At 35.8% G+C, this 19,941-nt stretch carries 18 protein-coding genes and 1 other annotated feature; all 18 genes read right to left on the bottom strand.

What is annotated here, in order from left to right; genetic code table 11:
- Positions 1-298: 298 nt before the first annotated feature.
- A complete protein-coding gene (gene pyrE / locus MY490_RS14980) occupies positions 299-937 on the bottom strand; it encodes an orotate phosphoribosyltransferase (RefSeq protein ID WP_248266429.1) in 639 nt (212 codons plus the stop codon).
- A complete protein-coding gene (gene pyrF / locus MY490_RS14985) occupies positions 934-1,647 on the bottom strand; it encodes an orotidine-5'-phosphate decarboxylase (protein ID WP_248266430.1) in 714 nt (237 codons plus the stop codon). Before pyrF ends, pyrE begins: the two co-directional genes overlap by 4 nt.
- The gene (locus MY490_RS14990) at positions 1,619-2,560 is read right to left on the bottom strand and encodes a dihydroorotate dehydrogenase (protein WP_069035622.1); all 942 of its coding nucleotides are present in this window, start codon (positions 2,558-2,560) and stop codon (positions 1,619-1,621) included. Before MY490_RS14990 ends, pyrF begins: the two co-directional genes overlap by 29 nt.
- Positions 2,557-3,327 carry a dihydroorotate dehydrogenase electron transfer subunit gene (locus tag MY490_RS14995; RefSeq protein WP_248266431.1) on the bottom strand — a complete coding sequence of 257 codons (771 nt, stop codon included), beginning with the start codon at positions 3,325-3,327 and terminating at the stop codon, positions 2,557-2,559. Before MY490_RS14995 ends, MY490_RS14990 begins: the two co-directional genes overlap by 4 nt.
- On the bottom strand, positions 3,324-6,536 hold the full coding sequence (gene carB, locus MY490_RS15000) for a carbamoyl-phosphate synthase large subunit (RefSeq protein WP_248266432.1): 3,213 nt from the start codon (positions 6,534-6,536) through the stop codon (positions 3,324-3,326). The genes MY490_RS14995 and carB overlap by 4 nt, the downstream gene beginning before the upstream one ends.
- Positions 6,521-7,621 (bottom strand): carbamoyl phosphate synthase small subunit, encoded by a 1,101-nt coding sequence (locus MY490_RS15005; protein ID WP_248266433.1) that lies wholly within the window; start codon positions 7,619-7,621, stop codon positions 6,521-6,523. The genes carB and MY490_RS15005 overlap by 16 nt, the downstream gene beginning before the upstream one ends.
- Positions 7,618-8,904: a dihydroorotase gene (locus tag MY490_RS15010; protein ID WP_248266434.1), complete on the bottom strand. Its 1,287-nt coding sequence runs from the start codon at positions 8,902-8,904 to the stop codon at positions 7,618-7,620. Before MY490_RS15010 ends, MY490_RS15005 begins: the two co-directional genes overlap by 4 nt.
- Positions 8,888-9,799 (bottom strand): aspartate carbamoyltransferase catalytic subunit, encoded by a 912-nt coding sequence (locus tag MY490_RS15015; protein ID WP_248266435.1) that lies wholly within the window; start codon positions 9,797-9,799, stop codon positions 8,888-8,890. The genes MY490_RS15010 and MY490_RS15015 overlap by 17 nt, the downstream gene beginning before the upstream one ends.
- A gap of 79 nt (positions 9,800-9,878) precedes the next feature.
- Positions 9,879-11,177, bottom strand: coding sequence for a solute carrier family 23 protein (locus MY490_RS15020; RefSeq protein ID WP_248269386.1), 1,299 nt, complete (start codon positions 11,175-11,177; stop codon positions 9,879-9,881).
- A gap of 138 nt (positions 11,178-11,315) precedes the next feature.
- The gene (gene pyrR, locus MY490_RS15025; protein WP_248266436.1) at positions 11,316-11,858 is read right to left on the bottom strand and encodes a bifunctional pyr operon transcriptional regulator/uracil phosphoribosyltransferase PyrR; all 543 of its coding nucleotides are present in this window, start codon (positions 11,856-11,858) and stop codon (positions 11,316-11,318) included.
- 186 nt (positions 11,859-12,044) lie between these two features.
- Positions 12,045-12,953 carry an RluA family pseudouridine synthase gene (locus MY490_RS15030; RefSeq protein WP_248266437.1) on the bottom strand — a complete coding sequence of 303 codons (909 nt, stop codon included), beginning with the start codon at positions 12,951-12,953 and terminating at the stop codon, positions 12,045-12,047.
- Positions 12,950-13,408, bottom strand: coding sequence for a signal peptidase II (lspA, locus tag MY490_RS15035; RefSeq protein WP_248266438.1), 459 nt, complete (start codon positions 13,406-13,408; stop codon positions 12,950-12,952). The genes MY490_RS15030 and lspA overlap by 4 nt, the downstream gene beginning before the upstream one ends.
- 71 nt (positions 13,409-13,479) lie before the next feature.
- Positions 13,480-13,803: a TraR/DksA family transcriptional regulator gene (locus tag MY490_RS15040; protein WP_248266439.1), complete on the bottom strand. Its 324-nt coding sequence runs from the start codon at positions 13,801-13,803 to the stop codon at positions 13,480-13,482.
- Positions 13,804-14,050: 247 nt separating this feature from the next.
- Positions 14,051-14,770: a CAP domain-containing protein gene (locus MY490_RS15045; protein WP_248266440.1), complete on the bottom strand. Its 720-nt coding sequence runs from the start codon at positions 14,768-14,770 to the stop codon at positions 14,051-14,053.
- A 125-nt stretch (positions 14,771-14,895) separates the two neighbouring features.
- Positions 14,896-15,576, bottom strand: a complete 681-nt coding sequence (locus tag MY490_RS15050; protein WP_248266441.1) for a CAP domain-containing protein — start codon at positions 15,574-15,576, stop codon at positions 14,896-14,898.
- A 115-nt stretch (positions 15,577-15,691) separates the two neighbouring features.
- On the bottom strand, positions 15,692-16,057 hold the full coding sequence (locus MY490_RS15055; protein ID WP_248266442.1) for a hypothetical protein: 366 nt from the start codon (positions 16,055-16,057) through the stop codon (positions 15,692-15,694).
- Between the two features lie 138 nt (positions 16,058-16,195).
- A complete protein-coding gene (gene ileS / locus MY490_RS15060; RefSeq protein WP_248266443.1) occupies positions 16,196-18,952 on the bottom strand; it encodes an isoleucine--tRNA ligase in 2,757 nt (918 codons plus the stop codon).
- A 189-nt stretch (positions 18,953-19,141) separates the two neighbouring features.
- Positions 19,142-19,365 (bottom strand) — a binding site (T-box leader).
- Positions 19,366-19,420: 55 nt separating this feature from the next.
- A complete protein-coding gene (locus MY490_RS15065) occupies positions 19,421-19,909 on the bottom strand; it encodes a DivIVA domain-containing protein (protein WP_098846755.1) in 489 nt (162 codons plus the stop codon).
- Positions 19,910-19,941: the final 32 nt, after the last annotated feature.

Here is a 19,941-nt window from a genome sequence, read left to right on the forward strand (position 1 = left end):
TTTTAAAGTTTCTTTCAATCAATTGTATGAATAGTTTAAAAACTTATTAATTATTATTCAAATAATTAGTTTCGGAATAGTGTGTAAAAGAAAAGTAATATAGTTAGATTTTCAGGTGAAGGTTTTTCATTTTGTATAATTTTTCATCAGAATCCTAAACATTTTAGGTGATTTAAAGTTTGGAAGCTTATTTTAAATGACTTTTCTATCGTAGAGCAGTCACGTTGAATTTAATTTTATAATTTCACTACACAAAAAAAAAGATGACTCCAAAAAGTCATCTTTCCTATTCTAAGTATTAAACTTCAACAGTCATCCAACTAGCATCTTGTGGATTTTTTCTCCATGCAGTTAGTTTTGCTACATGTTCTGCTTCGATTGAGCCTTGTTCTTTTGCTACTTCAACTAGTGTGTCATAGTCAGTTAGTGAATAGTATGATACGTCGTTTGCCTCAAATTTCTCTACTGCTGCTGGAAGATTGTATGTGAAGATTGAGACTACTCCTAGTACTTCGCAGCCCGCTTCGCGTAAAGCTTCAACGCATGTTATTACGCTGCCGCCAGTTGAGATTAAATCTTCTACTACTACTACTTTTTGTCCAGGTTTAATAGGGCCTTCAATTTGGTTTCCTTTGCCGTGGCCTTTTGCAGAGCTACGAACATAAACCATTGGTAATTCCATTAAATCACTTGTCCATGCTGCGTGTGGAATACCAGCAGTTGCTGTTCCAGCGATTACATCTACGTTACCAAATTTAGTTTGGATTAGTTCTACTAAGCCTTTTGCAATGTTTTTACGAATTTCTGGATAGCCAAGAGTTAGGCGATTATCACAATAAATTGGAGATTTGATGCCTGATGCCCAAGTAAATGGAGTTTCAGGTTGAAGGCTTACTGCCCCAATTCTTAATAAGTTTGCTGCGATATTCTTTTTCATATTGTTACGCCCTCCCATTGTGCAATTACTTCTTCATATGCTTCTACTGGATTTTCGCTTTTTGTAATACTGCGTCCTACAACAATATAGCTACTTCCAAATTGTCTAGCTTTCGCTGGAGTTGTTACACGTACTTGATCATCTACACTATTATCTGCTAGGCGAATACCAGGTGTTACAGTAAGGAAGTTATCACCTTCAACTGCTGCTTGTACTAACTCTACATCAAGTGGAGAGCAAACTACACCGTCAAGACCGCTTTCTTCTGTTATAGCAGCATATAGTTTTATCGAATCTTGTAAAGAAGAAATTCCTTGTTCATGGATTACTTGTTCTTCTGAAGTGCTTGTAAGTTGTGTCACAGCTATTAGTAATGGTCTTTTTTTACCAGCTGGAGTGCCTTCTTGTAGACCTTCTAATGCTGCTTTCATCATTTTCGTTCCACCAGCTGCATGAACATTAACCATGTCTACTTCTAGAGATGCGATATTTTTCATTGCATGTTTTACTGTATTTGGAATATCATGAAGTTTCAAATCTAGGAAGATTTGATGTCCTAATTCTTTTAATTCCTTTATGATCGCTGGACCCTCTTTGTAAAATAGCTCCATCCCAACTTTTACATATAGAGACTTTTGAAATTTTTTTACAAAATTCATTACTTCATCTTTTGATGAAAAATCAAGCGCGATGACCACTTGTGATGACATGTTGTTTCCAGCTCCTTCCAATACATTCTTCAATTGACTGGTATCCATATTTTTGTAGCACTTCAGGTAGTTCATCTATGATTGTTGGACAAACAAATGGATCAACGAAGTTTGCCGTACCTACACCGATTGCACTTGCTCCTGCTAAGAAAAACTCTAGTGCATCTTCTGCATTCATGACCCCGCCCATTCCGATGATTGGGATGTTTACTACTTGGCTCACATCATGAATCATTCGAATTGCTACTGGTTTTATTGCAGGACCTGATAATCCACCAGTTTTATTAGCTAGAATTGGTTTACCAGTTCTTAAATCTAATCTCATCCCTAGTAATGTATTAATCATTGTTAAACCATCTGCTCCTGCATTTTCAATTGCTTTTGCGATTTCAACAATATTCGTTACATTCGGTGATAATTTTACGTAAAGCGGAACTTCGCTTACTTCTTTTACTTTCTTAGTTACTTCAGCCGCTGTTGCAGCATCCGTTCCAAATGCAATCCCACCACATTTTACATTTGGACAAGAAATGTTTAATTCTAGTGCTTTTACATTACTAACTTTTGAAATTTCTTTTGCGACAGTTACATAGTCTTCAATAGTTGATCCAGCAATATTTGCAATTATTGGTACATCATAATTTGATAACCATTTTAATTCACCGTCAATTACTTTTTCTAGACCAGGATTTTGAAGTCCAATCGCATTTAACATCCCCGCTTGAGTTTCAGCTACACGAGGTGTTTCATTACCGTATCTTGTTTCAACTGTTGTTGCTTTTATCATAATAGCCCCAAGAATACTTAGATCGTAAAGATTTGCAAACTCTCTACCAAATCCGAAGCAACCAGAAGCTGGCATAATAGGATTTTTTAAATCTAAGCCAGGAAGTTTTGTTTGTAAAGAAATCATAGTACTACCTCCTCAGCTTGGAATACTGGTCCATCACTACAAATTTTACGATATGACCCGTCTTCAGTATGGCATACACATGCGAAACAAGCTCCGATTCCACAGCCCATTCGTTCTTCAAGTGATATATAGCCTTCCTTCATACCTTTATATTGCTGTTGTAAAGCTTTTAACATTACAGTTGGACCACATGCAAAGTATTGATCAAATTGAAGTCCTTTTTCACGTATTACATCTGTTACGAAACCTTTCGTACCTAGCGTTCCATCTACCGTTGCCATATAGGTTGGTCCTAATTCAGAAAATTCTTTTTCATAAAAAGCTACATTACTTGATGCAAAACCTAACACATGAATTACATTTACACCACGAGCTTTAAATTGCTTCGAAAGTTCATACATTGGAGGTACGCCAATTCCACCACCAACTAGTAGTGCTGTATCTCCTTCTGAAAGAGTTTCAACATCATAACCTTGACCTAGAGGACCTAATACATCAACTTGTTGTCCAACGCTTGCTTCTTTTAAAAGCTTCGTTCCTTCACCTTCTGCGCGGAATATCATCGTGAACTCACTTTTCTCTTTGTCGATCGAACATATACTGATTGGTCTTCTTAATAGTGGTGTTAGTCCACCAGTCACTTTTATATGGACGAACTGCCCAGGAGAGTGCATCTCCTGAACTAGTTCACCTTTTAATGTCATTTCGACAATTTGATGGGCAATTTCTCTGTTTGAGACAATTGTCATGAGTTCTTTTTTTATCATACTAATACGCCAGCCTTCATTTCTTTGTTTGGTAGTGCAGAAGTTGAGAATGTTAAGCTTTCAATTACTGATAATATTGCAGTTGCTGTATCTAGTGAAGTTAAGCAAACTACTCCGTTTTCAACTGATTCACGACGAATTCTGAATCCATCACGAGCTGGTTTTTTACCTTTTGTTAATGTATTGATAACAAACTGTGCATCTCCACGCTTGATCATATCTAGCATATTGTCTTCATGCTCGTTAATTTTGTTTACCGCTTTTACTGGTATACCGTGGTTTTCTAAATAATTTTTAGTTCCTTCTGTTCCGAATACTGTAAATCCAATTTCATGGAAACGTTTTGCGATATTTACTACTTCTTCTTTATCTTTATCAGCTACTGTAATGATCACTGAACCGTGTGTTGGTATTTGCATTCCCGCAGCAATTAGTGCTTTGTATAATGCTTTTTGAAGACTTACATCTTTACCCATTACTTCTCCAGTTGATTTCATTTCAGGGCCTAAAGTTATATCAACTGAGCGTAGCTTAGCGAATGAGAACACTGGTGCTTTTACATATACTTCATTTCCTTCTGGGTGGTAGCCTGTTGCATATCCGAATGAAGCTAATGTTTGACCTAAGATAACTTTTGTTGCGATATTCGCCATTGGTACATCTGTAATTTTACTTAAGAATGGCACAGTACGGCTTGATCTTGGGTTTACCTCTAGTACAAATACTTCATCTTTATCTGTTACAACAAACTGGATGTTAAGTAATCCTTTGATATTTAAGCCCTTTGCAAGTTTAATTGTATAGTCGATTAATTTTTCCTTCGCAGCTTGTGATACATTTTGTGTAGGGTATACTGCGATTGAATCTCCTGAGTGAACTCCAGCACGTTCGATATGCTCCATAATACCAGGGATGTATACATCGATTCCGTCGGAGATTGCATCTACCTCAATTTCTTTACCAGTTAAGTAGCGGTCGACTAATACTGGATGTTCTGGATTGATTTTAACTGCATTTTGCATGTAGTGAAGAATTTCTTCACGGTGGTATACAATCTCCATTGCACGTCCACCAAGTACATATGATGGTCTTACTAATACTGGATAACCAATTTCATCAGCGATATCCGCTGCTTCTTCAGGTGTCATTGCTGTTTTACCTAGAGGTTGTGGTACTCCTAATTGTTGAAGTGCTTCTTCAAACTTGTCACGGTCTTCAGCGCGATCTAAATCTTCAAGTGAAGTTCCAAGAATTTTCACACCACGTTCAACTAATTTGCCTGCAAGGTTAATCGCTGTTTGGCCACCGAATTGAACAACTACTCCCATCGGTTTTTCTAAATCGATAATGTGCATAACGTCTTCAATTGTTAATGGTTCGAAATACAGTTTGTCTGAGATACTGAAATCAGTTGACACTGTTTCTGGGTTGTTGTTTATAATGATTGCTTCGTATCCAGCCTCTTTTATTGCTCTTACACAGTGTACTGTTGCATAGTCAAACTCGATCCCTTGACCGATTCGAATTGGACCAGAGCCAAGAACAACTACGCTCTTTTTATCCGTTACAATTGATTCATTTTCGATTTCGTATGTTCCGTAGAAGTATGGTGTTGTTGATTCAAACTCTGCTGCACATGTATCAACCATTTTATATACTGGTATGATTTGATTTTGTTTTCTAAATTCGAATATTTCTTTATTTGTAGCATTCCATTGTGATGCGATGTAATCATCACTGAAGCCCATTTTCTTAGCTTTTAAAAGTACATCTAGTTCAAAATGGTTATCTTTAATTTGTTTTTCCATTTTAATGATGTTTTCAATTTTGTGTAGGAAGAAGAAATCAATTTTTGTAATATCGTGTATTTCTTCTAATGTCATACCTGTTCTCATTGCTTCAGCAACAATGTAAAGTCTTTCATCGTCAGCTTTTGCCATGCGAGTAATCATTTCGTCTTTAGTCAGTTCTTTTACTGCGTTAAGCTCGATGTGATTTATTCCTAATTCTAGAGAGCGTACCGCTTTTAATAATGACTCTTCAAGTGTTCTACCAATCGCCATTACTTCTCCAGTTGCTTTCATTTGAGTTCCTAACTGACGGTTTGCAGTTTCAAACTTATCAAATGGCCAACGTGGAATTTTTGATACGATATAGTCTAATGCTGGCTCGAAGCAGGCATAAGTTTTCTTAGTAACTGGGTTAATCATTTCATCTAGTGTTAAGCCTACTGCGATTTTCGCTGCTAATTTTGCAATCGGGTAACCTGTTGCTTTTGAAGCTAACGCACTTGATCGTGATACACGTGGGTTTACTTCGATTACATAGTAATGGAAGCTATCCGCGTCTAGTGCAAGCTGTACGTTACATCCACCTTCGATTCCTAAAGCACGGATGATTTTTAATGATACATTTCGTAGCATTTGATATTCGCGATCGCTTAACGTTTGAGAAGGAGCGATTACGATTGAATCTCCTGTATGAACACCAACTGGATCGATGTTTTCCATGTTACATACTACAATCGCATGGTCATTTGCATCACGCATTACTTCATACTCGATTTCTTTAAAACCAGCGATACTTTTTTCTAATAAACATTGTGTTACTGGGCTATTTTTTAATCCGCTTGCTACGATTTCTTTTAAATCTTCTTCATTATTACAAATTCCTCCGCCTGTTCCTCCAAGAGTAAAGGCAGGTCTTACGATAACTGGGTAGCCAATTTCTTCTACGAAGTCATATGCTTCTTCTAAAGTATGAATGATTGTACTTTCTGGTACTGGCTCGCTTAAGTCGTTCATTAATGTTCTGAATAAGTCACGGTCTTCTGCACGGTTAATCGCTTCTAGAGTTGTACCTAAAATTTTTACTCCACACTCTTTTAACACGCCAGATTTATCTAATTCTACCGCTAGGTTAAGTCCTGTTTGACCTCCTAATGTTGGTAAAAGTGCATCCGGACGTTCTTTACGAATGATTCGACTAACGAAATCCACTGTTAGTGGTTCGATGTATACTTTATCAGCTGTTTGTACATCCGTCATAATTGTTGCAGGGTTTGAATTTACAAGAATTACTTTGTATCCTTCTTCTTTCAATGCCTGACAAGCCTGTGTTCCAGCATAGTCAAATTCTGCTGCTTGACCGATTATGATTGGTCCTGATCCGATTACTAAGATTGTCTCGATGTCTACGCGTTTTGGCATTGTAAGTTCCCCTCTCTTTTCTGTGCTTCCATCATGCTCATAAATTCATCAAATAAATAGTTTGCATCTTCTGGTCCAGGTGATGCTTCTGGGTGGTATTGTACTGTGAATGCAGGGTAAATCTTATGTTTAAGTCCTTCTACAGTTCCATCATTTAGTGCAACATGTGTTACTTCTAAATCAGTTCCTTCAATTGAATCCATTTCTACAGCATAACCGTGGTTTTGTGAAGTGATAGCTACTTTTCCTGTTTCTAAATGTTTAACTGGATGGTTCGCACCACGGTGACCGAATTTTAGTTTTGAAGTATTTCCACCATTTGCTAGAGCAAATAATTGGTGTCCTAAACAAATTCCGAATAATGGTACTTTGCCTACTACTTCTTTAATCATTTCGATTGCTACTTGAACATCCTTTGGATCTCCAGGTCCATTACTTAACATAATTCCATCTGGAGCAAGTAAGAAAATTTCTTTTGCTGAAATATTATATGGTACGACTGTAACGTCACATTTACGGTTTGTTAATTCTCTTAAAATACCATGCTTCATACCAAAATCTACTAATACTACTCGGTGTCCTCTACCTGGACTTCTATAAGGTTTTTGTGTTGAAACACGTTCAACATGGTTTGTGAATAGTGGTGTATTTGTTAGTTCTGCAACTACTTCATCAACATTTGCTTCCATGCTGCAGAATTTCCCTTTCATTGTTCCAACTTCACGAAGCTTTTTCGTTAACATACGTGTATCGATTCCTGCTAAACCTGGAATACCTTTATCTTTGCAATATTGATCCAAGCTCATTTTGTTTCGGAAATTTGATGGATGCTCAGCATATTCTTTTACAATTAAGCCGTGTACTGCTGGTACGATGCTTTCAAAATCCTCTAAGTTGATACCATAGTTCCCTACTAAAGGGAAAGTGAATGTTACGATTTGTCCACAGTAAGATGGGTCAGTTAATACCTCTTGATATCCTGTCATACCTGTTGTAAATACGATTTCTCCTGTTGTTTCAACTTCGCTACCAAATCCTTCTCCTACAAAAACTGTTCCGTCTTCTAATATTAATTGACGCATCATACTGTTAGTTCCTCTCTTTCATATACTAATTTGCCATTTACCATTGTCATTACTGGCCAACCTTTACAGTTCCAACCATTAAATGGAGTGTTTTTACCTTTTGAAAGGAATGTTGTTGAATCGATTTCCTCTTCTAAATCTAAGTCGATTACAGTTAGGTCTGCTACCGCTCCAACTTCAATTTTTCCTCTGTTTAAGTTAAAAACTTCAGCAGGTTTAGTTGTTAAAAAGTTTATTACTTGTTGTAAAGTCATTTTGCCTGTTTCAACAAAATGAGTGTTTAATAATGGAAAAGCAGTTTCTAAGCCTACAATTCCAAACGGTGCTAATTGCATTCCCTGAGCTTTTTCCTCTTCTGTATGAGGTGCATGATCTGTTGCAATCATGTCGATTGTTCCATCAAGTAAACCTTCGATTAATGCTTCTCGATCGACTGCACTTCTTAATGGAGGATTCATTTTGAAATTTGTGTCTAAGTCTGGGATATCATCTTCACAAAGAATTAAATGGTGTGGAGAAACCTCAGCTGTTACATTTATTCCAGCACGTTTTGCATCACGTACCACTCTTACTGATTCTTTTGTACTGATATGGCAAACATGATAGTGACAACCCGTAGCTTCAGCTAATAGTACATCTCGAGCAATTTGAACACTTTCACAAATTGAAGGGATTCCATTTAAACCATTTTCTTTTGAAAACTTACCTTCGTGCACACATCCTTTTTGAATCAGTGTATTTTCTTCACAGTGTGCAACGATTGATACATTTAGTTCAGCTGCTTTTTGCATTGCTTTGTACATCATTTCTGCAGATTGAACTCCTACACCATCATCTGTGAATGCAAAAGCTCCATTTTCTTTTAAGCCTTCAAAGTCTGTTTGCTCTTCACCAGCTTGTCGGATCGTAATTGATGCATATGGTAATACATTTACGACTGCTGTATCTTCTATTTTTTTGTTTAATGCGCTTAGGTGCTCGATTGTATCTGGTACTGGTCGAGTATTTGGCATTGCAGCAATAGTTGTAAATCCTCCTCTTGCAGCTGCCTTCGTACCTGTTTCGATTGTCTCTTTATGTTCACCACCCGGCTCACGAAGATGCACATGAACATCGATTAAACCTGGTGAAAGCAATTTGCCATCTAATTCAATTTGCTTTGCATCTTCATCAACGATTGTTTCAGCGATTACTGAGATTTTTCCATTAACTACTAATACGTCTCGATTTAGAAGTTCACCATTTTCTTGTAAGATGACACCGTTTTTAAACAAGTACTTCATTTTTCATCTCTCCCCATACTGTTGGTAAGGCTCTTTTTAACACAGCCATTCGTACAAATACTCCGTTTTCCATCTGCTTGAAGATTCTTGATTGCTTGCATTCAACTAATTCACTTGCAATTTCAACATCTCGATTAAATGGTGCAGGATGCATGATAATGCTTGTAGATTTCATTTTTGCTGCTCTTTCAACTGTTAGGCCATGCTTTTGTAGGTAATTTTCCATTATGTGATTTGTCTCTTCGTCGTGTCTTTCATGCTGAACTCTTAATAGCATCATGACATCAACTTCTTGGACTAATTCATCTAAATTTTTATATGTTCCATAAGTATTTTTATCATCTTTCCATTCATCAGGACTTGCGAAGTATACCTCTGCACCTAATCTAGTTAGTGCTTCAGCATTAGAGCGTGCAACTCTTGAGTGTCTTAAATCTCCAACAATTGCTACTTTTAATCCTTTAAAACTTCCAAATTCTTGTTTAATCGTTAGTAAGTCAAGTAGGCATTGTGTTGGGTGATTTCCACATCCATCGCCGGCATTCAGGATTGGCATTCCTGCATCCTTTATTTCTTGAAAATACTCGTCTTGTGTATGACGAATTACGACTGCTTCAACACCAATTGCTTGAAGGGTTTTTACTGTATCATATAAAGTTTCACCTTTTTGAATGCTTGAGCTTTCAACAGCTAGGTTGATCACTTCAAGTCCAAGTTTCTTTTGAGCAACCTCAAAGCTAAAGCGAGTTCTCGTACTATTCTCAAAAAACAAATTTGCAACAAATGTCTGACGTTTTAGGCTACTTATTTCTCCATTTGCAAAGCTTTGTGCTTCGTTAAGCAAATCTTGAATTTCTTCGATTGTTAAATCAGACATGGTTAATAAATGATTCATCCGTCATCCCCCTAAATGAATTTCATCTGTTTTATTTTTGGAGTCTTATCAATGTAAGAATGCCCCATTTTAAGGTCAATTATGAAGCTAAGCTCTCATCCTTGTTTTCAGTTGTACGATCGCCACCAATGCTTTCTGGTAAGACTAAATTTAGTACAACTCCGATTAGAGCTGATAAAGCCATTCCTTCTAATGCGAATTGTTTACCAATGTGTATTGCTGCTCCACCAATTCCTAGTACTAGAATGACTGAAGCGATAACTAAGTTACGTTGTTTAGCAAAATCTGTTTTGTTTTCTACTAATACTCGTAATCCGCTTGAAGCGATGATTCCGAATAGTAAGATTGAGATACCACCCATTACAGGTGTCGGGATTGAGCTAATCACCGCTGAAATTTTTCCGATGAATCCAAATGACATGGCCAAGATTGCAGCACCTATGAATACGTATACGCTGTATGCTCTTGTGATCGCTAGAACACCTATGTTTTCACCGTATGTTGTTGTTGTAGGTCCTCCAATTAAACCTGCTATCATTGTTGAAACTGCATCCCCGAATAATGACTTATCTAATCCAGGATCTTTTATTAAATCTTTCTCTACGACACTTCCTAGTACAACTTGGTGTCCAATATGTTCAGAGATTGTCACGATTGCAACTGGTACAAAGATGATTAGTAGTTGGAAAGTGACATGTGGTGTGTAATGAACAAATGGGACTGAGAAATCAGGAACTGCTATCCAATCTGCTTTTTTAATTTCCGTAAAATTTACTACTCCAAAGAAGATTGAAGTAATGTATCCACCGATAATTCCTACTAAGATTGGTATGACTGATAAGAAACCTCTTGTAAATAATGCTGTTATGATTGTGATTGCTAACGTTATTAGTGCGATTGCGATTGATGTTGAACTATATTTGCCGTCTGCTCCATTCATTGCCATTCCAACTGCTACTGTTGATAAGCTTAATCCGATTACGATAATTACCGGCCCAACTACGATTGGTGGTAATACTCTGAATAACCATTTCACGCCTACTTTGTTAATGATTAGTGCGATTACTGCATAGATGATACCTGTGATGAAAACTCCTACGAACGCTGCACCAGGTTCTAAATTTGTTTTCGCGTAGATCATCGGTGCGATAAAGGCGAATGATGATCCAAGGTATGATGGTACTTTGCCTCTTGTAATTAGTATGAACACGATTGTTCCAATCCCACTTGATATTAGTGCGATTGAAGGATTTATTCCGATTAAGATTGGAGCTAATACTGTCGATCCAAACATTGCGAATAAGTGTTGTAAACTTAGGAAAATCCATTGACCTATATTCGGCTTTTCATTTATCTCTAGGATAGGTTTTTGTTTTATCATGTTGTTTCCTCCAATTTTCCCAATAAAAAAACTCTTTGTGATTGTACACAAAGAGTCCAAGTGCGTTGCTTCAAATAAGGCAGCAACTAACTAGACCCTTTGTTAGCCTCTCTGGACCAAATTTAAAAGGGACTTCTATTTTTCAAATATACTTACTTTATCGTGGTCATCTGTTTCCTTTAATGCTACGACTACTTTTTCATTACTCGAAGTTGGAATATTTTTACCAACATAGTCTGCTCTTACTGGAAGCTCACGATGTCCTCGATCTACTAAAACTGCTAATTGTATTTGTGCCGGTCTACCTAGGTCCATCACAGCGTCCATTGCGGCACGAACTGTTCTACCTGTGTAAAGCACATCATCAACTAAAATTACTTTTTTGTTTGTTAGGTCAACAGGAACATTTGAACCCTTTACTAATGGTTCTTTATTTTCTGTCTTTGTTGATAAATCATCTCGATAAAGAGTAATATCTAAATCGCCCATGATTACTTCTTTACCTTCAATCTGTTTAATTCTTTCTGCAATACGTTTTGCTAGATAAACACCTCTTGTTTTAATCCCAACTAAAACAATATTTTCAATACCTTTGTTATTTTCTAGCATTTCATGTGCTATTCTTGTTAAACCACGTCTAATCGCTAATTCGTCTAAGATGATTGCTTTTTCAGTCATTTACCTTACCTCCTACTTTTATAGTGTAGAAGCAAAAAACCCTCTTGCCCAATGGACAAGAGGGTAGCGTAAAAGGATACAATTATCCCTTTTCATTTTTCCGCTTCCTTCTCAACCTCACGGGGTTGTGTTAAAGGTTCATTCAACTGTCCTCATTATGACCTATGTTACAATCATTGTCAACAGTTATCTGCGTAATTGTTCAATAATATTTTCAAGTACTTCTGGAATAGGAGCTGAAAACTCTAAATATTCATTTGTTCTTGGATGATTAAATCCTAAAACAGCTGCATGTAGTGCCTGACCATCTATATCTAATGTTTTACGTGGTCCATACTTTGGATCACCAGCTAACGGGTAACCTATGTATTTCATATGAACACGAATTTGGTGAGTACGGCCTGTTTCAAGCTGACATTCAACTAAAGTAAACTCTTCAAATCTCTCTAATACTCTAAAATGAGTCACTGCTTCTTTACTATTATCTTCGGTAACCGTCATACTTTGACGATCACTTTTATCTCGCCCTATTGGCGCATCGATTGTGCCTTCCTCATGCGGAATTACACCATGTACAATCGCAATATACTTACGTACAGAGGTTTTTTGACGTAATTGCTCTGCAAGTTTCTCATGAGCCACATCATTTTTTGCAACCATTAATAAACCTGATGTATCCTTATCGATTCGATGTACTATACCTGGTCTTAAAACACCATTAATGCCAGATAAATCTTTACAATGATACATTAAAGCGTTCACTAAAGTACCCGTTTCATGACCTAATGCAGGGTGAACTACCATTCCACGTGGTTTATTTACAACAATAACATCCGCATCCTCATAATAAACATCAAGTGGAATATTCTCAGCTATTACTTCTAACGGCTTTGGATCAGGTACTGAAACTAATATTTCATCGCCCTGTTTTACTTTATAATTACGTTTAATTTTTTCGCCGTTCACTAATACAAAATCTTCTTTTAACCATGTTTGTACTTGAGACCTTGACCACTCATCATTTTGAGTTGCAATAAACGTATCGATTCTTTCTAAATGTTGATCCTCTTGAACTGTAAAAGCAAAAACTGTCATTTCTTAACTCCTCTTTTATCTTCCAATAAAGTAATAATAAATAATAAAATAACGCCCACACAAAGTGCTGAGTCTGCGATATTAAATACAGGGAAATTATAATTAAAAATATAAACATGAATAAAATCAACTACTTCTTTACGGAAGAATCGATCAATAAAATTACCGATCGCACCACCTAAAACTAATCCTAAAGATAGACCAAGGAATCGATCTCCTTTTGCGTGCTTTTGGATAAAGTAAATCACTGCTACGACAAAGACTAAAGTAATTAAATAAAAGAAGCCCATTTTTCCTTGGAGCATCCCCCAAGCCGCTCCTTGATTGCGATGTGATGTTATGTAAAAAATATTTTTAATAATTTCAATATTTTCTCCTAAATACATCTTCTTTAAAACTGCAAGTTTTGTCAGTTGATCAATTAAAATGACAATTACCGCAATAATATATGCCATATTTATCCCCTACCTTATTAGATATCTCATCAAATTTTAGCATAGGGGAAACGTTTATACAATGAATAGTATTAGTAATGATTTCTTACAAAACTAAAATCCTCTAACGTTCGACCTGTTGGAAGCACTTTTAATTTTTCAATAGGGATCGCTTGCCCAGTTACTTCACAATAACCAAATAATCCATGGTCAATTTTTTGCAAGGCAATCTCAATATCATATAAATCATTTTGCATGTCTTCAACTAGGATATGATGTTTATTTGTCTCCTCGAAAATTGAATGTTGCTGCTCAATATCAGTAGAACTTATTGGTTCAGAAAATAAACGATGTAGCAATTCATTTTTAATTAGTTCGAGCTCTTGTTTAATATGGAAAATTTCATTGCTCCTCATCTTCTTCACTCCCAATTTTTTTATGTAAAAATACTTTTCCCTCAAAATGAAGTCCATAATAGGTGAAACTTTTTCCTTTATAGGAAATGGCTAAAGATATTTCCATTCATAATTCTGATATAAAGTAATAATAGCGCTAAGAAAGATTATTTTTTTAAACAGAAAAAGAAAACCCGCTTAGGCTTATGTCCTTTTGCGGGTTTTTTGAATAACTTTCAAAATTTTAATTAAAGATTGAATCGTATTATTAGTCTGTAAATTGTTGCGTCCAATAAGTTCCTACTTTACCTACTCCAAGTTGTTTAAAGTTAGCGCTCATAATGTTCGCTCTGTGGCCTGGTGAATTCATCCAATCAGTCATTACTTCCTTCGCAGTTGTTTGACCATGTGCGATGTTTTCTCCTTTATATCCACCATTAAAGTTTAATGTTGAATGATACATATTGTTCGCATTACTCATTGTTTGTGACCATGCTTGTGCCGTTCCGTTAAGATAGCTAGATAGTGTTAATGGCTTTAATCCGCCTTTCCCACGCTCGATATTTACTAAGTCTAAAATTTGTTGTTGTATTGAGTCATTTGAGCTAGGTGGTGTTGCTGGATTTGAAGCTGGTATAGCTGGTGTTGCTGGATTTGAAGCTGGTATAGTTGGTGTTGCTGGATTTGTTGGTGTAGAAGTCGTTGGTGGTACATATTTTACGTTCTTTTTTAGAATGTATCTTGTTTTACCATTATACCTAATTTTTACAAAAGTACTATTGTAACCTGAGTAGTTAATTTTTTGATTTTTAGTTAGATATCCAATAGTTCTAGCATTATTGCTAGCTTTATCTTTTACAGCTACTTTAGTTGCAGTTACTGCACCTGAAGTTGCTCCAGCATATGTTGATCCGAATCCTAGTACCATTGGAGCTGCGATCGCAATTCCTAAAACTGTTTGAGTTACTTTTTTGATGTTTTTATTCAAATTGTATTCCCCCAATGTGTGTTTTTAGTTGTTGTTATCGCTTACAAATACAATCTTACATTAATACATACATACATACAATGCAAAATTTATTAAAGGAAGATTTTACTACAATCATGTGTTTATTAGTCTGTAAATTGTTGCGTCCAATAAGTTCCTACTTTACCTACTCCAAGTTGTTTAAAGTTAGCGTTCATAATGTTCGCTCTGTGGCCTGGTGAATTCATCCAATCAGTCATTACTTCCTTCGCAGTTGTTTGACCATGTGCGATGTTTTCTCCTTTGTAACCACCTTTAAAACTTAATGTTGAATGATACATATTGTTCGCATTACTCATTGTTTGTGACCATGCTTGAGCTGTTCCATTTAAATAGCTAGATAGTGTTAATGGCTTTAACCCACCCTTACCACGTTCGATATTTACTAAATCTAAAATTTGTTGTTGAATCGAGGCATTTGAGCTAGCTGGTTTAGATGGGTTTGATGTTGTAGTTGTTGAATTAGATGGTGTTGTTGATGTTGGCGGAACATATTTTACGTATTTTTTAAGAATATATCTTGTTTTACCTTTATAGCTGACTTTTACAAATGAACTATTGTAACCCGAGTAGTTTATTTTTTGATTTTTAGCTAGATATCCAACAGTTTTAGCTCTATTGCTCGCTTTTTCTTTTACAGCTACTTTAGTTGCAGTTACTGCACCTGAAGTTGCTCCAGCATATGTTGATCCAAATCCTAAAACCATTGGCGCTGCAATTGCAATTCCTAAAACTGTTTGAGTTACTTTTTTGATGTTTTTATTCAAATTGTATTCCCCCAATGTGTGTTTTTAGTTTTTGTTATCGCTTACAAGAACAATCTTACACCAACACATACATACATACAACCCTAAAATAAAAAAAGGAAGATTTTACTAACGATCATCCTTTTTCATCTTCGAACTCTTTTCTAAACTCTTCTTTTAGAATGTCTCTTACATCATCTCTTTTTATAAACTCTTTCACAAATTCTCTAATTCCTTGTTTTCTTATCTCCTCAAGCATCTCATTTCTTATTCCTTCTATCTTAACGGATTGATCAATTTCTTTTTTAAGGATCCCTTTAATATCTGGTTCTTTTATTCCTAACAGGTAATATGAACGCTTAATACTTTGTTGTATACTTGAACGGCTTTTTTGCTCTAAGTCAGCTATTTCTTGGTAACTGTATCCCTTTTCTCTTAAATCCACTCGTTTCTTCATTAAATCAGTTAATTTAGCCCAATTTGGATTATTTTCATAATTCATGGTTTATCTCCCTCTTATTTTTTATTTTAGTACTGCTTATACATACCATACACCAATACATCCTTATTTACAATTTTGTATTAAAAAGAGCCGAAAGTTTAATCTTTCGGCTCTCAAATTTTAATGCTTCACATTCTATTACATATCTTTTACAACACTTGCACAACGTAAGCAAAGTGTAGGGTGTGCTACATCTTTACCAACTTCTTCAGTAACTACCCAACAACGTTCACATGTTTCGCCAGTCGCCGGAGTTACTACAATACTTAATGTGTCAAATTTTTGCGCTGTTTCAGGAGCTTGCTCATCGCTACTAGCAATTTCTACTTGAGAAACAATTAATAATTGTTTGAAGTCTTCATTAATCGAATTTAATAGCTCTGCTACTTCTGCATTAGGATAGATTTTCACTGCTGCAGTTAGAGATTTGCCGATTACTTTTTCATTACGTGCAACTTCAAGAGCTTTTAATACGCCATCACGTAAATCCATGAATTTTTCCCACTTAGCTTCTAAGCTTTGAGTATCGCCGAAATCTTTAACATCTGGCATTTCAGTTAAGAAAATACTATCAACAGTAGTTCCTGCCATATGTGACCAAACTTCTTCAGCTGTATGAGGTAAAATTGGAGCTACTAAACGAGTTAGTGCTTGTAATGACTCATGTAATACAGTTTGAATTGCTAAACGATCTTTATTCGTTTTTGGCTCGATATATAAAACATCTTTTGATAAATCAAAATAGAAAGAACTTAATTCAGTTGTACAGAAGTTTTGAATTGTGTGGTAAACATTAGCAAATTCATATTTCTCATATGATTCACGAACCGTTTTAACCACATTATTTAACTTAACTAGCATATATTGATCTAATTCGCGTAGCTCTTCATATTTTAAAGCATCTTGTTCTGCATTAAATCCATCTAAGTTTCCTAGTAAGAAACGGAACGTATTACGGATTTTACGGTATACTTCAGCAACTTGTTTCATTAATGCGTCAGAAATACGAACATCTGATTGATAATCTACAGAAGCTACCCATAGACGTAAAATATCTGAACCGTATTGATTCATAATTTTTGATGGTAGGACGATGTTTCCGATTGATTTACTCATCTTGCGACCTTCACCATCTAAAACGAAACCATGGCTCACTACAGCTTTATAAGGAGCTTGACCTGTTACTGCAACGCTCGTACTTAATGAAGAGTTAAACCAACCACGGTATTGGTCAGAACCTTCTAAGTAAATATCAGCAGGGAAAGATAATTCCTCACGAGTGTTTAATACAGCTTGATGTGATGATCCACTATCAAACCAAACATCCATGATATCTTTCTCTTTAGTAAAGTTACCATTTGGTGAACCAGGATGTGTAAATCCTTCTGGTAATAATTCTTTCGCTTCTTTTTCAAACCAAATATTTGAACCATGCTCTTTAAATAAGTTCGAAACATGTTCAATCGTTTCCTCAGTGATAATTGCTTCTCCGTCTTCAGCATAAAATACTGGGATTGGAACTCCCCATACACGTTGACGTGAAATACACCAATCTCCACGATCACGAACCATGTTAAATAGACGAGTTTCTCCCCAAGCTGGGAACCACTTAGTATCTTGAACAGCTTGCATTAATTGATCTCGAATTGCTTCAATCGATGCAAACCATTGTGCAGTTGCACGGAAGATAATTGGCTTTTTCGTTCTCCAATCATGTGGATAAGAGTGTGTGATAAATTGTAATTTTAATAAAGCACCTTTTTCTTCTAATGCTTTAGTAATTTCTTTATTAGCTTCATCATAGAATAAACCTTCAAATCCAGGTGCTTCTTTTGTTAGAACACCTTTTTCATCTACTGGACAAAGCACGTCTAATCCATATTGTTGACCTACACGGAAATCATCTTCACCATGACCTGGGGCAGTATGAACACAACCTGTTCCAGCGTCAGTTGTTACATGATCACCTAAAATAACGACTGAGTTGCGATCATACAATGGATGCTTACAAATGATTCCTTCAAGTTCAGAACCATTAAAAGTCTTTTCAACTACTGCATCTTCCCAACCTAGTTCTTTTGCTACAGATTCTCTTAACTCACTAGCAACTACGAACTTGTCACCATTTACAGATACTAAATCATAGCTTAAATCAGGATGTAAACATACAGCTAAGTTAGCTGGGATTGTCCATGGAGTTGTTGTCCAAATAATGAATTTCTCTCCACCGTTTAGAACATTTTTCCCATTTTCAACTGCAAATGCAACATAGATTGATGCTGAACGCTTATCTTGGTATTCGATTTCCGCTTCTGCAAGTGCAGATTCACTTGATGGAGACCAATATACTGGTTTAAGACCTTTATAGATTAAACCATTAGTAGCCATTTTACCGAACACTTTAATTTGTTCAGCTTCATATTCTTTTTCAAGTGTGATATATGGTCGGTCCCAATCACCTAAAATTCCTAAACGTTTAAATTGTTCTTTTTGACGCTCTACTTGCTCGTAAGCATATTCTTCACATAGTTTACGGAATTCTGCAACTGACATTTCTTTACGATTTACTTTTTTATTTGCTAATGCTTGTTCAATAGGTAAACCGTGAGTATCCCAACCTGGAACGTAAGGAGAACGGTATCCATTCATATTATAAAAACGTACAATGAAATCCTTTAATACTTTATTAAGTGCATGTCCCATATGAAGGTCACCATTTGCATAAGGTGGTCCATCATGTAAGATAAATGACGGTTTTCCTTCGTTATGTTTTTGAACAGTTGCATAAATATCTTTTTTGTTCCACTCTTCTTGAATTTGTGGCTCACGTTGAGGTAAATTTCCTCTCATAGGAAATTCAGTTTTTGGCATAAGTAACGTATCTTTGTACTCCATTTGCTTTCCTCCATTTTTTAACTTGATTGATCTAAAGCTAGCCGTTTTAGGCAAGTCCATGCAAGCTTACTTTACATTTTTAAATTCCACATTAACGCATTGTATCCATCTTACAAGCCTTTTATTAGTGGAGTTGTCTATTATGTATAATAAATCGTATAAGACGCAAAAAACCTTCCTCATCCCCAAAAAAGGGACGAGAAAGGTTTCCCGTGGTACCACCCTAATTGACAATAAATTTCATTAAATCATTGTCCACTTAGCATTCGTAACGTGAATGGAACGTCTTTTCTTACTCTTTTTCAGAAAAGCACTCTAGGGTGATTTTCCTTCTATTTTCTATATCAAGCTTACACTATCCTTGACTCGCTACTTAGTTTTATAGAAGTACTCTTCCCTGTCACCGATTTACTATTAATATCTAATAAATTATATGTAAAACTTTACAAATCGTCAAGGCTTATACGACTAGTTTGCGATTTCTTCTGTTTCTTTATCTTCTAAAATATGATCCCAATCTTCATGACCCAACATTTCTAATTGTGTTTCAATAGCCATTCTTAAACGAGTGCGGAAAACTTTCGATTGCTTCTTAAGCTCTTCAAATTCCATTGTAACTTTTCTAGATTTAATTAAAGCTTCATTGATAATACGATCAGCATTTTTCTCCGCTTCTTTAATGATCAATTTAGCTTCTTTTTGGGCACTACCTTTTACATCTTCAGCAGCTTCTTGCGCAATCAAAATTGACTTATTTAAAGTTTCTTCTATAGTAGAAAAATGCTTTAATCTTTCTTTCATATCAAGAATTTGTTCTTCTAATTGTTTCTTCTCACGAATAACTAATTCATAATCTTTAATGACTTGATCTAAAAACTCATTAACTTCATCTTCGTCATAGCCACGAAAACTTTTACCAAATTCTTTATTATGAATATCAAGTGGTGTTAAAGGCAATTAAGCCACCTCCATGTATGTTTTTTCTTTAT

The organism is Gottfriedia acidiceleris, assembly GCF_023115465.1.
Lineage (GTDB): Bacteria > Bacillota > Bacilli > Bacillales > Bacillaceae_G > Gottfriedia > Gottfriedia acidiceleris_B.

Excerpts from the sequence above, each read along its gene's own strand:
- carB (WP_248266432.1), bottom strand. The coding sequence starts at position 6,536 with ATGCCAAAACGCGTAGACATCGAGACAATCTTAGTAATCGGATCAGGA.
- MY490_RS14990 (WP_069035622.1), bottom strand. The coding sequence starts at position 2,560 with ATGATTTCTTTACAAACAAAACTTCCTGGCTTAGATTTAAAAAATCCT.
- MY490_RS15055 (WP_248266442.1), bottom strand. The coding sequence starts at position 16,057 with ATGAATTATGAAAATAATCCAAATTGGGCTAAATTAACTGATTTAATG.
- pyrF (WP_248266430.1), bottom strand. The coding sequence starts at position 1,647 with ATGTCATCACAAGTGGTCATCGCGCTTGATTTTTCATCAAAAGATGAA.
- MY490_RS14995 (WP_248266431.1), bottom strand. The coding sequence starts at position 3,327 with ATGATAAAAAAAGAACTCATGACAATTGTCTCAAACAGAGAAATTGCC.
- pyrR (WP_248266436.1), bottom strand. The coding sequence starts at position 11,858 with ATGACTGAAAAAGCAATCATCTTAGACGAATTAGCGATTAGACGTGGT.
- MY490_RS15010 (WP_248266434.1), bottom strand. The coding sequence starts at position 8,904 with ATGAAGTACTTGTTTAAAAACGGTGTCATCTTACAAGAAAATGGTGAA.
- MY490_RS15030 (WP_248266437.1), bottom strand. The coding sequence starts at position 12,953 with ATGACAGTTTTTGCTTTTACAGTTCAAGAGGATCAACATTTAGAAAGA.
- MY490_RS15040 (WP_248266439.1), bottom strand. The coding sequence starts at position 13,803 with ATGAGGAGCAATGAAATTTTCCATATTAAACAAGAGCTCGAACTAATT.
- lspA (WP_248266438.1), bottom strand. The coding sequence starts at position 13,408 with ATGGCATATATTATTGCGGTAATTGTCATTTTAATTGATCAACTGACA.
- ileS (WP_248266443.1), bottom strand. The coding sequence starts at position 18,952 with ATGGAGTACAAAGATACGTTACTTATGCCAAAAACTGAATTTCCTATG.
- pyrE (WP_248266429.1), bottom strand. The coding sequence starts at position 937 with ATGAAAAAGAATATCGCAGCAAACTTATTAAGAATTGGGGCAGTAAGC.
- MY490_RS15005 (WP_248266433.1), bottom strand. The coding sequence starts at position 7,621 with ATGATGCGTCAATTAATATTAGAAGACGGAACAGTTTTTGTAGGAGAA.
- MY490_RS15015 (WP_248266435.1), bottom strand. The coding sequence starts at position 9,799 with ATGAATCATTTATTAACCATGTCTGATTTAACAATCGAAGAAATTCAA.